The following is an 11980-nucleotide window of genomic DNA, read 5'->3' as shown; positions in this document are numbered from 1 at the left end:
CAGGGCTTAATTGCTGAGCGACTGGGTATAGTATCACTTTATTAGCGGTCAAAAAATCTATGGTAAGACGTCGCCAGCAAAACACATCACAAAAAAAGCCATCCACCGGCTTTGTACGAATTATTAGCGGCTTATGGAGAGGTAGAAAACTTCCTGTTCATGATGCGGAAGGCCTACGCCCAACCACTGACCGAGTCAAAGAAACTTTGTTTAACTGGTTAGCTCAGGATGTGCCCAGAGCAAAGTGCTTGGATTTATTTGCCGGCTCTGGGGGTCTTGCCTTTGAAGCGGCCTCCCGCCAGGCAGAAATGGTGACCATGGTCGAACTCAATACGCAGGCTTTTAAACAAATCCAACAAAACATCACCGCGCTAAAGGCAACCAACCTCAAAGCACACAACACGGACGCGCTTACCTTCCTTAAACAGCAGGGAGAGCCGCAAAACGTTGTGTTTATTGACCCACCATTTCGTAAAGGACTGCTAGCTGAGACAGTCAACCTACTGGAAGAAAATGGCTGGCTAGCCGATGACGCATTGATTTATATTGAAACCGAAAAAGAGCTGGCTCTGGAAGGTATCCCGGCTCATTGGCATCTCCACCGAGAAAAAACGGCTGGACAGGTCTGCTACCGCCTATTTGAACGTCAAGACAACTGAGCAGGAAGTCGCAATGAAAGCACTACTCTTATTAGCAAAAGCCGCGATTGGCTTTGTATGGTTTATTCTTATTCTTAACATTTTCATGCCGTTCCCTGGTAAAGCAGCCATCGCGCTCTACATCATGGCGGCCTTCCTGTTTATCATGCACGGTTTACAGATGCTGATTTTTGTTGGCGCGTTTGGTGACAAAGTCAAAATGAGCAGCTGGGAGAAATGGTCTATTTTGATCTTTGGTATCTTCGCTTTATTGGATATCCGCCGTAAACACATGGTGTGACGACCAGTAAAGAACCATAAAAAACGCCGCTTCCATCAGCGGCGTTTTTGTTTTTCCGAGGTCGGATGGCTCTGTTAGCCAATGTAACTCTTCACCCCATCTAGGAACATTTGGGTCGAAATCATAATCAGTAACAATCCCATTAAACGCTCAACCGCTTTTAAGCCTCGCTCACCCAAAATGCGGTGGAAGAAACCGTAGAACATCAAAATCACAAACGTCGCTCCCCAAGCCAACAGCACGGCGGCAGACAACTCCATCAACTTATCTTGATGCTGAGTCGATAGTAGCAATAACGCCGCTAGGACCGAAGGACCGGCAATCATCGGAATCGCCATGGGTACGATAAATGGTTCTTCACCTGCGGCTAAGCCCGTAATGCTGCCCGCACTAGGGAAGATCATCTTAATCGCGATAATAAACAGAATGATACCACCCGAAATACTCAACGTTTCCGGCTGAACGTGCAGGAAGTTGAGGATACTTTTACCTGCAAACAGGAATAACATCAGGATCCCAAGAGCAAAAAATAGCTCACGGATCAAAACCATACGTCGGCGCTTTGGATCTAAGTGCTTTAAGATAGAAAGGACGATAGGAAGGTTGCCAAGCGGGTCCATGATAAGAAATAGCATGGTTGCGGCAGAAAGGATGTCCATGAATTAGCCTCCACAGCAGATAAACCAGACAAGTTGGATAGAAAACCGACGAAGTATAGCAATGCTACTGAGCAATTTGGAGGCAAATCAATAGCTAGTGATTACAAATTCTCGCCGCGTTAACGTGCCATTTCCCTTCTGCTTGAACAATCTTGTCGCGTTTAATAAAAAACGCCAGCAAAGCATCCAAGTCAAAGCCTGATAGTTTGCAAGTTCGAAAACGTACATCCTGCCCAAATTCATTGGTCACCGCGTGACGCAGCTCTGCCTCGCTCATTGGACACTCTTTCAGTAAATTCAGCACGGCATGGGCATGGATTTCAGATGACATAGCTATCTCCACTCATAGAATAATGTGTGGAGAATATAAATAACGCTAGGGTTTCGCCTTGATTTCAGATAATCAAAGTGGCGGTAATCAGAGAGTGCGCCAGTAGATAACTACCGCTAATGATATATCGACCATAAGCGATCGGATGGCGGTAGTCATGCACTGCCAGTAACCCGGCAGACAGCGTCAGTGTGAGAGTGCCGATAAAGCCGACTAAACTCGCCAACGTGTCAGAGAACAACCAGACTTCACCCGCAGCCCAGTTTAGTTGCAGCAACATCATACCCATGATCACGACAGGAAAGAGCAACTTATCGATTTTGGGCAACATCAAGAAAAACACCACAATGCCGATCGCTAACAGCATAGCGGGTAGCCACCACACAATTTCCCCTGACAATTGAGTCCAAAACGACGTGCTATAGCAAAGTTGACCGGCAATGTAAGACGCAAAACAGAGCTTTTTTTGCTTTTTGAATATGTAGAGATTATCCGCCAGCAAAGAGATCAAAAGACCAAGCGTGATCCACCAGGCAGAGAGTCCTAAAGCCACACCCTGACTCCATAACATCACTACCAGCATCAACATAGATAATGTTTTAAACGCGGCTGCTTGTTTCTTTTGATTGCTTTCACTAGCAGAAATACTAATAAAACCTGATAACGCGACTGAAAGCCAGCTCCACATGAGATCACCTCTTTTAAACTGAGCCGCCAGTGTAGGGAGGGCTTACAAGATGTCCAGAACCGGAAAGCAAAACTTGGATCTTGATTATGCTTCTGGCGAACGAACAAATGCTCCCTAATGCCTCACACTACTCTAACCTAAGCAAAGTCCTTTTTTCAGTAAAGTTAATACGTTTATAAGAATAAACAAGGTTATAAGCCACTGATATCTTCACAACAAAAAATCGCACAAAAACACAAACAACACCAAGAACCAGTAAAAATATTAACTTAAAAACAGTAGCTTACAATCACAAATAGAATTAACCACAAACATACCAGGTAAATGCAAAACGCTAAAAACCCAGCATCAACCACCATTTGTAAGAATCATTCTCAACTAATGAGAAATATAGAAATAAAAAGCCTAATGAATAAAAAAACAAACCAATAAACCACGCTAACCCTCAAAAATACAACAAACATAATCGCAACATTAACCAACTACAATTAATTTAAATCAAAAACAACAACTTATGTAAAAACAAAAAACAGATAGAGCATTATTCAATCAGAAAAAAGGCCAGCCAAAACAAGAAAACAAAGGCATTAAATGTCAAAACCACGTAATTAAAATGACATTTTCAAGCGTTATTCAAAGAAAAACTTGATCAAAGCACAAAAAGACTGCTATCCTAATTTACATAGAATCAAACATCACTTAAGAGGAGCAGAGTTATGATTACTTCTTCACAAAAACAAGGACTTGTAATGATCGCGGTTGTAGTTGGTCTAATGACTCTGCCGATGATGTACTAAGCAAATTCAAGAAAACAAAAAGGGACGCAAACGCGTCCCTTTTTGTTTTTTCGTATTTTTTTCGCACAGAACCTGTCTAAACCACCGACATAGCTCTAATTTTTACACAATGGAAGAAAGGCCGACTTTCTCTGCATTGATTAAAGGTGACTGGATAACACGTCCCAATGCGCATAATAAAAGAATAATGCCGCCATCGTGCTCAATAACATCAGTGCAATAGCAACGCGCCAAATAAAACGACTACTGCGTGGTGTCAGTTCTTTTTCACAATCGTCACACACAGCAAAGAAATCTCGCTTGCTGTCGAGTTTGTAGTCATCTTCATGGACTACCTTGTTTCGGATGGTCGCGATGAAACGGAGTTTACTGATAACATCATGCGGCAGGCGCTCCTCACAGCTAGTGATCAGCTGGTGTAATCCTCTACCTTCTGCGTGATACTGAGTTCGGAGTAATTTTTCGAGCTTACGTGTCCGAACAACCACTTTTTCGATATCAGACATGACTTACCTCCATCGCTAATAAGTTTAGGGGTAGGAGAAGCCTACTTCCAGCTTCCGTCACCAATCTCATTGCGTTTCGCATCCCTTTTACTTAATTGTCTGTTTTGTAATACCAAGTCTGCGTTGATGTCAGCTCGTTGGCAATGGCACCTTAAAGGTATTTAATCTATATGAATCAATAACTAGCTATATCAGCATACTGACAATTTTCCAAAACCCATGTGATTTGCCTCTAATAAACTCAATCAGGCTCATATTGAGTTGTCACACAGTCGCTCTGAGCGACATATCAAATAGAAATAAGCGCTAGAATCATTTTTACTCACAAGGAGGATCCACTATGCCAATTTCAATGGTTATTGCTATTTTGCTGTTTATTCTTGCTAGCGCTTGGGCATTCAGCCACTTTTTTCGCAAACACATTCAAGGACAAGGCGCGCCTGAACAAACCGTTGAAGTAGTGATATTAGATAAACAAGCTATCGATATTCCCGATGCGTCACCAGGACAGGATGAGCAAGAATTTTGGATCTATGTACAAAAAGGGCGAATTGGGCCCAAACGCGAATTTCAGGTTGGCGTTCATTACTTCCATGCGCTTAACCCAGGCGACAAAGGCAAACTCACTTACCAAGGCGATAAGTTTCTACACTTTGCCATGAACCGCTAAGGCAGTACCCAGCGCGTTTTTTCAGAACGGGAAAGCAACCAACTTGTTGCCAACGCACCAGCACCACTCAATACCACCCAAACAGGGATCACCCACGCTGGGTGGCCCTCATACCAGCCGTAGGCTTTCATCGGCCAGAGGAAAATCGGATGGAGCAAATAAATCCCAAGACTGTGCTGGCTAATGAAACTCACGATGCGGCTGGCGGATGGATTAAGCCTCTCTCCAACATGACGACAGACAATAAAAATCATACTGGCAGCCAATACCACATTGAGCGTTTTATACGATAGCCAACGCCCGACCGTGTACCTTTCTGCCGCCATACTATTACTGATCACCATCTCCGCCGTTAAGCCCAACGCCATCACGCCCAAAACGATAAAAACGACCAACGTCCACGCTGTTGGTGGCACCTTCTTCCACAGCAAATAGCCAAGCGGTAAATAGCCACTGTACAGCCACAATTCGACACTCCATGGCCCATCAAAACCAAACAAATAAAACGTTGTCGTGATAAGCCAACCAATCACGAAAATCACCAATGTCGTCTCATCACCGCTTTTGACCAACCATTGGAACATCGGAATCACAAAATAGAGAGGGATGAAATAATAGAAAAAGCCCAAGTGATAATACGTTTCGTGGGCAAATGCGTTCACCAGCGTTTCTCGCGCAATCTCACCATCAAAGCCAGTCGCACTCCAGCCCGACAAATACGCATAAAACAAAGACCAAAGCACAAAGGGAATCACAACCTTACCTAAGCGCCTTTTGACGTAATATTCCATATTAAACGGCCGGCGGTCATTCAGCATCAACGCGCCGGTAATCAGGATAAACACCGGAACCGCCCAACGAGTCACGCTGTTGGTGACCACTGCCGTCGCCCACTCACCAAAGGGAATATTACCGAGTTCATGTCGATAAGGTGCCAAGACATGAATCGCGATCACCGCCACGGCCGCAACACAGCGCAGCAGGTCAAAAAATAGGACTCGTTCTCTCATGTAGACACCTTTTTCTCTTTATCAAAAAGACTATAGCAATAAAAAAGCTGACTCAGGACGTCCCTAAGTCAGCTTTAAGTTATCAATATGTCTGTGAATATTAAGCAGTTGCGGGTTGGCTCACCTTAGGTAACTTGATTGAGATAAGCGTCGTCAGTGCTAAAAATGCAAACGAAACCCACAAACACGCAGCTAAGCCAGCGATTTGGAAAACCCAACCAGAGAGAATGGTGCCGATGAGTCGTCCCATTGCATTCGCCATGTAGTAGAAACCGACATCCAAAGAGACACCGTCGCCCTTGGCGTAGCTCACTATCAGATATGAGTGCAACGAAGAGTTCACCGCAAACACCGCACCAAAGATCATTAGCCCTACCACAATCACTAACTGTGGTTGCCAACCAATTTGCACCGCATAGGCAATACCTGCGGTAATGATCGCTAGTAACCCAGCCCACCACAACGCGGCACTGCCATCCGGTACTTTACCTTGCGCTTTGCCCGTGATTTTAGGTGCGATGCCCTGCACAAAACCGTAGGCCACGACCCAGCTAGCGAGAAAGCCACCGACCCAGAGGTGATCCCAGCCAAACACACTGCCGAGATAAACGGGCAACGCAACCACAAACCACACATCGCGAGCACCAAATAAGAACATGCGCGCTGCGGATAAGATATTAATCGAACTCGACTTGGAGAAGATCTGATGAAACTTAGGCTTGTTCTTGGCTTTACCCATATTGCTTTCAAGGCCCAGCACGCTGCCGATGAAGACTAAGGAGAGCACACCCGCCATCAGTAACACCGCATACTTAAAGCCCACCAGCGACAACAGCAAACCACCGATAAAGAAGCCCGCCCCTTTCAGTGCGTTTTTCGAGCCGGTTAAAATTGCCACCCATTTATAGAGTGCGCCTTGTTGTTCATCAGGCACTAGGGTCTTAATCGAGCTCTTGGCGCTCATCTTATTGAGATCTTTCGCAATCCCCGACAGAGCCTGCGCCGCCATCACCCAAGGAATGGTCAGCCAGACATTCGGTACCGCCAGCATCACCAGTGCGATAATTTGCATCGCCAGACCTAAGTTCATGGTCTTGTTCAACCCAAGACGCGCCCCCAGCCAGCCGCCAATCAGGTTGGTTACCACACCAAAAAATTCATAGAAAAGGAACAGTGAGGCGATTTCTAACGTGCTATAACCAAGGTCGTGGAAATACAGCACCACCAACATTCGCAGAGCCCCATCCGTGATGGTGAAGTTCCAATAATTAAACGTCACCAGCATGTATTGGCGAACACTTTTACTTAGATTTGAGAACATGATGTTCCTACCTGTTCAATATGCTTGTGCAGCTCTAAGAGCTTTTGGACACCCATGATCCAAAAGCTCTGGGTACTGCTACTTTTCCGCGACCTGTTGGATGTAATCCACCTGAACAGGCTTGGTAAACGCCCCCGGACGCAGTGCTTGCACTTCACGTACGATGTCGTCTAACTGCCATTCTTTTTCGAGTAGCAAATGCGCCGCCAGTAAGCCTGTTCGGCCAGAGCCACCCATACAATGCATCGCGACTTTGCCACCATTATCAATCACCTGATGCAGAGCCGGGCTTGCTTGTTGCCACTTAGCCATGAATTCGGCGCCAGGTGCACAGTCATCTTCGATCTCGATCTGAAACCACTGCATACCCAATTGCTGAGCTTTCTCACCCAGCTCAGAAACGCCTTTGCTCGCCAGCTCCTGCGTATCCAGTGCCGTCACGATCGCTTCGACCCCTTGCTGCTTAAGCTGAGTGAGCGCGGTCTCTAGGTCTACCTCTTTCGTGCCCGGGCACGGCGTCAGTACTAATGCGCCAGAATCAACGTTTAATTGCCATGTTGGATGTGTCATTGCGATGCTCCTTATGCCAAACCCACGTTACGAACCAGCTCAGCGGTGCGCGTTGCGTAGCCCATTTCGTTGTCGTACCAAGCGTAGATCTTCACCATACGGCTGCCTACGACCATGGTGGATTGTGCATCAACAATCGTTGAGCGCTGGTCGCCTTTGTAATCGATAGAGACCAGTGGACGCTCTTCAAAGCCCAGGATGCCTTTTAGCTCCCCTTCCGAGGCTTCTTTTAGTAACGCATTCACTTCTTCTGCTGTGGTATCACGCTTCACGTCGAAGATGATGTCCGTTAGAGACGCATTCGCCAGCGGTACGCGCACCGCGTGGCCGTTAATTCTATCTTTCAACTCAGGGAAAATTTCGACGATGGCTTTCGCGGAGCCTGTCGTGGTCGGAATCAGGCTCATGCCACACGCGCGAGCACGACGTAGGTCTTTATGCGGCGCATCCAGAATCATTTGGGTATTCGTTAGGTCATGAATGGTGGTAAATGACGATTGCTCAATACCCAGTTTTTCATGGATCACTTTCACGACTGGCGCGATACAGTTGGTGGTACAAGACGCGGCAGTGACAATTTTGTGGATAGCAGGGTCAAAGATATCGTCATTCACACCCACCACGATGTTTGCCACACCCTCTTCTTTCACCGGTGCCGACACCACCACACGCTTCACGCCTTGCTCTAAGTACTGGTTCAGGAGCGATGTTTTGCGGTGCACGCCGGTTGCTTCAATCACCACATCACAGCCCGACCAATCAATCGCACCAATCTCTTTCTCTTGCGTGGTTTTAATCACTTGACCGTTAATCACGATCTCGCTGCCTTCCGCTTTGACTTCGTGGTGCCAACGGCCTTGTACTGAATCGAACTCAAGCAGATGCGCAAGGGTCGCGGCATCCCCTGCCACGTCATTAATTTGCACAAACTCAAGCTCTTCCCAATCGAAAGCGGCGCGGAGTGCTAAACGGCCAATACGGCCAAAGCCATTAATACCTACTTTAATCGTCATAATTCTATCTCTTCCATTTCAAACTATTTGTTTCAATTAATTCATATCGAATTACTGACAGCACACAGGACGGGCCTGCATGGTATGAAGTCTTTCTATATCGAGCTGGTACTCGGTTTTCAGGCAGTTTGACGCCACCAAATCATCAATCAGTTTTCTCATCCAGCCGGGTAATCCACACGACAAACGATAAAACACCCACTGCCCCTGACGTACATCGGTCAAAATGCCGTTTGAGCGTAACTGAGCCAGATGACGGGAAATCTTTGGCTGACTTTCCTGCAGGGCTTCGGTGAGCTCTCCTACAGACAAACACTCTTCACGCACAATCAGCATCAAGCAGCGCACGCGCGTTTCGTCAGACAACAACTTAAAAAACTGGTGAGGCAACATAAAACATACTCATATATGGATATGCGTATATCTTTAAATAAGAGAGAGACGAAATCAATCCAAGCAGACTGATTGTCACAAAAGATTCATGAATTGCGAGGGAAAAGAAGTGAGCCTAAACGATGCTGTTGACGTCCTGACTCCAGCGCTGAGCTTGAGAGATTTTCAGCATCACTTCGTTGACACACAGGTCGAGTTGGTTACACGCCATTTGCATTCCTTGCCAGTCCGCGCGTTCATAGCACTCTTCAATGCAAAGCAGCACACCATAAGGCCCTTGACGTTCTAGCAGCGCCTGTTTAATGGCAGAGTTTAAAGGCAACTGAGCCACAACGTCGTTAATTGAAGTATCTAAAAGCGCATCCAGCATCGAGAAGAGACCGATCAAAAAGGCTTGATCACGGTACTGGCTAAAAGGGTTGTTTGCCGCCATCAGCTGACAAAACTGAGCACGTTGCAACGACAGGGTATAAAGCTCTTTCGGCTTTCGGCTTGAAATGAACGACGCAACCGCGAGAGAGACAAAAACCTTCAGCCTATCTTGGCCGAGATAAATCAACGCCTGGCGGAATGAGGAGATCGTCACTTCCAGCCGATCGGACATGGTATTCACAAAGCGCAGCAGCTTGTATGAGAGCGACACATCTTTCGCCACAATCGCTTCGACTTTTTCAAAATCGACGTCCGGCTTACACACCTCGCGGAACAGTTCCATCGCAATGACGTGCTCGGGGCTGAGGTAACTTTGTCGGCTGATTTCTGGCTTACTGAAAAAGTAGCCTTGGAAAAAGCTAAAGCCGGCTGAACGCGTCGCCAAGAATTCCTCTTCGGTTTCAACCCTTTCGGCCAAAAATTTGCGCTTAACTCCGCTAGAGAGACGCGCTTTGACTAAATCACACGCCGCCTCTAACCCCATCGCCATGATGTCGAGTTTCACTATTTGTACAAAAGGCAGGAATCGTTCCCAATCCGGACTATAAATAAAATCGTCCAGAGCGATCAGGTAGCCCGCTCGACTGATTTCTTTTACCGCTTCAAACAACTCATCGTTGGGCGTACAGGTCTCGAGTATTTCAATCACGACCTTATTCTTAGGCAGGATCATCGGCAGCCGACGGATAAGGCTTTCGTGCGGAAAGTTAATAAAGCAACGTGAGTTGTAGAGCGACGGGTTGGTACCAATCGACAAGAAATTTTCAACGATCAGGCGGTACGTCGCTCGATTGGACTCGATATGTGCAGGATAGGCGTTATTTTCGCCGTCACGAAACAGCAACTCATACCCTAAGGTTTGTCGCTTTGCGTTAAGAATAGGCTGCCTCGCGACATATGTTTCACGCATAAATTGCTGCATTATCGACCTTTTTACGAATTATGCTTTTGCTGACGCTAACAAAGCGCCGCAGCCAACAAACATGGAACCAAAGAGTTTGTTAATTTTGCTCATTACCTTTTCAGAGCGAATAAAACGGCCCATTTGTGACGCCAGCGAGGTGTAACCTAGCATCACCATCGCATCAATCAACACCGTTGTTATCCCCAATACCGCAAGCTGCGTCAGCTGATCTTTCGCTGGGTCGATGAACTGAGGAAACAGAGCCACCAAAAAGACAATAGATTTCGGGTTGGTCAGGTTAATCAATACGGCATTCTTCATCAAGGACAAACTCGATAAAGCTTGATCCGTCTCTGATGTCGATAGGCTTTCTTTATCACGCCACTTTTGTACACCTAGCCAAACCAAATAGGCCGCCCCGACCCACTTAATCACACTAAATGCCAATGCCGATTGGGCAACCAGTGCACCAATTCCCGCTCCCACCAACATGATATGAATGGCTAAGCCAATCTGCAGCCCTGCAATCGCCGCTAAAGACCGACGTGTACCATAACTCAGGCCGTTACTGATCGAGTTGACCGTACCCGATCCAGGGGCCAGGCTAAAAACAACGGCGGTGACCACATAAGCCAACCAAACATGTATATCCATAGTGTTTTCCTCTCGACTAACGCGTGTTGGGCACACATAATCTAGCTTAGTTAAAGAATAGAACTCTCTAGGCTATCCCTAATCATGAATACTCCGAGTTCCGTCAATACAGCTCCTTATACTCAAGAGTCAGATTTTGAGCAAGCGATCAATGGTCGAATAAGCGCACTCTGGCACTCACGAGAAGACGGTTATTTTAAAACTTTCGATAACACCAAGCTTTTCTGGATAAAACTCACCAACCCTGAACACCGCAAAGCCATAGTGATAGTGAATGGTCGTATTGAGTGTACCTGGAAATATCAGGAGTTGTTTTGCGATCTCTTTCAGCAGGGGTACGACATTTATTCTTACGATCACCGTGGCCAAGGGCTGTCGGATCGCCTTATCGAAGACAAAGAGATGGGCTACGTCGAAGAATTCGAAGACTATGTGAAGGATTTGAATTTACTGGTGAGGCATTTCGATGTAAGCCAATACGACAACTGTTATCTGCTTGGCCATTCCATGGGGGGAAATATTGCCACGCGCTATGTGCAAACCTACCCAGAGCACCCATTCAGTGCCATCGCCTTAAGCGCACCGATGTTTGGCGTGAACCTGCCTTGGCATCTAAAGCCTATTGCAACCTTTTTGGGCCAGCTGCTCACGGCTTACTACCCGAAACCGACTTTTGCACCAGGGCAAGAATCCTACTTCCCCAAACCTTTTGACGGCAATTTTTTAAGTCAAAGCTCTGTGCGCTATCACTGGTTCCGTGACTTATACGAACAAAGGCCAGAGCTCAAAATTGGCGGAGCCAGCACACGTTGGGTCTGGCAAGGGCTGATGTCTTCCAAGCAGTGCATTCTGATGACCAGACAACTCAAAATCCCGCTCCTGCTGCTGCAAGCGGGTGATGATCAGATTGTATCTAACGCCCATCAACTGCGTTTTATTAAGAAACTCGCCAAGACCAACCCCAAGTGTGCGATGCAAATTGTGTATGGTGCACGCCACGAGCTGCTATTTGAAACCGACGAGCATCGTAACCAAGCGCTGGATGCCATTATCCACTTCTTCGCGCAACGCCACGGTTAAAATAGGAAAAGAG

At 46.6% G+C, this 11980-nt stretch carries 15 protein-coding genes; 4 read left to right on the top strand and 11 right to left on the bottom strand.

Going from position 1 to position 11980, the window contains the following annotated elements; translation table 11 throughout:
• The first annotated feature begins 59 nt into the window (after positions 1–59).
• Both rsmD and VNE01S_RS16540 read left to right on the top strand, forming a co-directional pair.
• Positions 60–659: a 16S rRNA (guanine(966)-N(2))-methyltransferase RsmD gene (rsmD, locus tag VNE01S_RS16545; RefSeq protein WP_053396845.1), complete on the top strand. Its 600-nt coding sequence runs from the start codon at positions 60–62 to the stop codon at positions 657–659.
• A gap of 13 nt (positions 660–672) precedes the next feature.
• Positions 673–939 (top strand): DUF1145 domain-containing protein, encoded by a 267-nt coding sequence (locus tag VNE01S_RS16540; RefSeq protein WP_053396846.1) that lies wholly within the window; start codon positions 673–675, stop codon positions 937–939.
• A 74-nt stretch (positions 940–1013) separates the two neighbouring features.
• Here the strand turns inward: VNE01S_RS16540 and VNE01S_RS16535 are convergent, their stop codons facing one another.
• From VNE01S_RS16535 to VNE01S_RS16520, 4 genes are all read right to left on the bottom strand, one after another.
• Positions 1014–1598: a YhgN family NAAT transporter gene (locus VNE01S_RS16535; protein WP_053396847.1), complete on the bottom strand. Its 585-nt coding sequence runs from the start codon at positions 1596–1598 to the stop codon at positions 1014–1016.
• A 94-nt stretch (positions 1599–1692) separates the two neighbouring features.
• Complete coding sequence (locus VNE01S_RS16530; protein ID WP_053396848.1) at positions 1693–1929, bottom strand: YecH family metal-binding protein; 237 nt, start codon at positions 1927–1929, stop codon at positions 1693–1695.
• Positions 1930–1993: 64 nt separating this feature from the next.
• The gene (locus tag VNE01S_RS16525) at positions 1994–2617 is read right to left on the bottom strand and encodes a lysoplasmalogenase (RefSeq protein WP_053396849.1); all 624 of its coding nucleotides are present in this window, start codon (positions 2615–2617) and stop codon (positions 1994–1996) included.
• 937 nt (positions 2618–3554) lie between these two features.
• The gene (locus VNE01S_RS16520; RefSeq protein WP_053396850.1) at positions 3555–3920 is read right to left on the bottom strand and encodes a hypothetical protein; all 366 of its coding nucleotides are present in this window, start codon (positions 3918–3920) and stop codon (positions 3555–3557) included.
• 340 nt (positions 3921–4260) lie between these two features.
• Between VNE01S_RS16520 and VNE01S_RS16515 the strand changes: the two genes are divergently transcribed.
• Complete coding sequence (locus tag VNE01S_RS16515) at positions 4261–4590, top strand: DUF2500 domain-containing protein (RefSeq protein ID WP_053396851.1); 330 nt, start codon at positions 4261–4263, stop codon at positions 4588–4590.
• Here VNE01S_RS16515 and VNE01S_RS16510 read toward each other — a convergent pair.
• The 7 genes from VNE01S_RS16510 to rhtB form a co-directional block, all read right to left on the bottom strand.
• Positions 4587–5600: an acyltransferase gene (locus VNE01S_RS16510; protein ID WP_053396852.1), complete on the bottom strand. Its 1014-nt coding sequence runs from the start codon at positions 5598–5600 to the stop codon at positions 4587–4589. The two genes, VNE01S_RS16515 and VNE01S_RS16510, sit on opposite strands and share 4 nt — an antisense overlap.
• 100 nt (positions 5601–5700) lie before the next feature.
• Positions 5701–6921, bottom strand: a complete 1221-nt coding sequence (arsJ, locus tag VNE01S_RS16505) for an organoarsenical effux MFS transporter ArsJ (RefSeq protein ID WP_053396853.1) — start codon at positions 6919–6921, stop codon at positions 5701–5703.
• Between the two features lie 78 nt (positions 6922–6999).
• Positions 7000–7491, bottom strand: coding sequence for a cyclin-dependent kinase inhibitor 3 family protein (locus tag VNE01S_RS16500; protein WP_053396854.1), 492 nt, complete (start codon positions 7489–7491; stop codon positions 7000–7002).
• An 11-nt stretch (positions 7492–7502) separates the two neighbouring features.
• The gene (locus tag VNE01S_RS16495) at positions 7503–8504 is read right to left on the bottom strand and encodes an ArsJ-associated glyceraldehyde-3-phosphate dehydrogenase (protein ID WP_053396855.1); all 1002 of its coding nucleotides are present in this window, start codon (positions 8502–8504) and stop codon (positions 7503–7505) included.
• A 51-nt stretch (positions 8505–8555) separates the two neighbouring features.
• Positions 8556–8897 (bottom strand): metalloregulator ArsR/SmtB family transcription factor, encoded by a 342-nt coding sequence (locus VNE01S_RS16490; protein WP_053396856.1) that lies wholly within the window; start codon positions 8895–8897, stop codon positions 8556–8558.
• 115 nt (positions 8898–9012) lie between these two features.
• Positions 9013–10239 carry an EAL and HDOD domain-containing protein gene (locus tag VNE01S_RS16485; protein WP_053396875.1) on the bottom strand — a complete coding sequence of 409 codons (1227 nt, stop codon included), beginning with the start codon at positions 10237–10239 and terminating at the stop codon, positions 9013–9015.
• A gap of 30 nt (positions 10240–10269) precedes the next feature.
• Positions 10270–10887: a homoserine/homoserine lactone efflux protein gene (gene rhtB / locus VNE01S_RS16480; RefSeq protein ID WP_053396857.1), complete on the bottom strand. Its 618-nt coding sequence runs from the start codon at positions 10885–10887 to the stop codon at positions 10270–10272.
• Between the two features lie 84 nt (positions 10888–10971).
• Between rhtB and VNE01S_RS16475 the strand changes: the two genes are divergently transcribed.
• Positions 10972–11967 (top strand): alpha/beta fold hydrolase, encoded by a 996-nt coding sequence (locus VNE01S_RS16475; protein WP_053396858.1) that lies wholly within the window; start codon positions 10972–10974, stop codon positions 11965–11967.
• Positions 11968–11980 lie beyond the last annotated feature (13 nt).

Origin of the sequence: Vibrio nereis NBRC 15637 (assembly GCF_001591105.1) — a bacterium.
In the GTDB taxonomy this organism is placed as follows: Bacteria; Pseudomonadota; Gammaproteobacteria; order Enterobacterales; family Vibrionaceae; genus Vibrio; species Vibrio nereis.
This window is presented reverse-complemented; position numbering and strand designations above follow the sequence as displayed.

Bases quoted from the DNA above. Each gene is read 5' to 3' on its own strand.
- VNE01S_RS16530 (WP_053396848.1), bottom strand. From the start codon at position 1,929: ATGTCATCTGAAATCCATGCCCATGCCGTGCTGAATTTACTGAAAGAG.
- VNE01S_RS16540 (WP_053396846.1), top strand. From the start codon at position 673: ATGAAAGCACTACTCTTATTAGCAAAAGCCGCGATTGGCTTTGTATGG.
- VNE01S_RS16475 (WP_053396858.1), top strand. From the start codon at position 10,972: ATGAATACTCCGAGTTCCGTCAATACAGCTCCTTATACTCAAGAGTCA.
- VNE01S_RS16510 (WP_053396852.1), bottom strand. From the start codon at position 5,600: ATGAGAGAACGAGTCCTATTTTTTGACCTGCTGCGCTGTGTTGCGGCC.
- VNE01S_RS16520 (WP_053396850.1), bottom strand. From the start codon at position 3,920: ATGTCTGATATCGAAAAAGTGGTTGTTCGGACACGTAAGCTCGAAAAA.
- rsmD (WP_053396845.1), top strand. From the start codon at position 60: ATGGTAAGACGTCGCCAGCAAAACACATCACAAAAAAAGCCATCCACC.
- arsJ (WP_053396853.1), bottom strand. From the start codon at position 6,921: ATGTTCTCAAATCTAAGTAAAAGTGTTCGCCAATACATGCTGGTGACG.
- VNE01S_RS16495 (WP_053396855.1), bottom strand. From the start codon at position 8,504: ATGACGATTAAAGTAGGTATTAATGGCTTTGGCCGTATTGGCCGTTTA.
- VNE01S_RS16525 (WP_053396849.1), bottom strand. From the start codon at position 2,617: ATGTGGAGCTGGCTTTCAGTCGCGTTATCAGGTTTTATTAGTATTTCT.
- VNE01S_RS16500 (WP_053396854.1), bottom strand. From the start codon at position 7,491: ATGACACATCCAACATGGCAATTAAACGTTGATTCTGGCGCATTAGTA.
- VNE01S_RS16485 (WP_053396875.1), bottom strand. From the start codon at position 10,239: ATGCGTGAAACATATGTCGCGAGGCAGCCTATTCTTAACGCAAAGCGA.
- VNE01S_RS16515 (WP_053396851.1), top strand. From the start codon at position 4,261: ATGCCAATTTCAATGGTTATTGCTATTTTGCTGTTTATTCTTGCTAGC.
- VNE01S_RS16535 (WP_053396847.1), bottom strand. From the start codon at position 1,598: ATGGACATCCTTTCTGCCGCAACCATGCTATTTCTTATCATGGACCCG.
- rhtB (WP_053396857.1), bottom strand. From the start codon at position 10,887: ATGGATATACATGTTTGGTTGGCTTATGTGGTCACCGCCGTTGTTTTT.
- VNE01S_RS16490 (WP_053396856.1), bottom strand. From the start codon at position 8,897: ATGTTGCCTCACCAGTTTTTTAAGTTGTTGTCTGACGAAACGCGCGTG.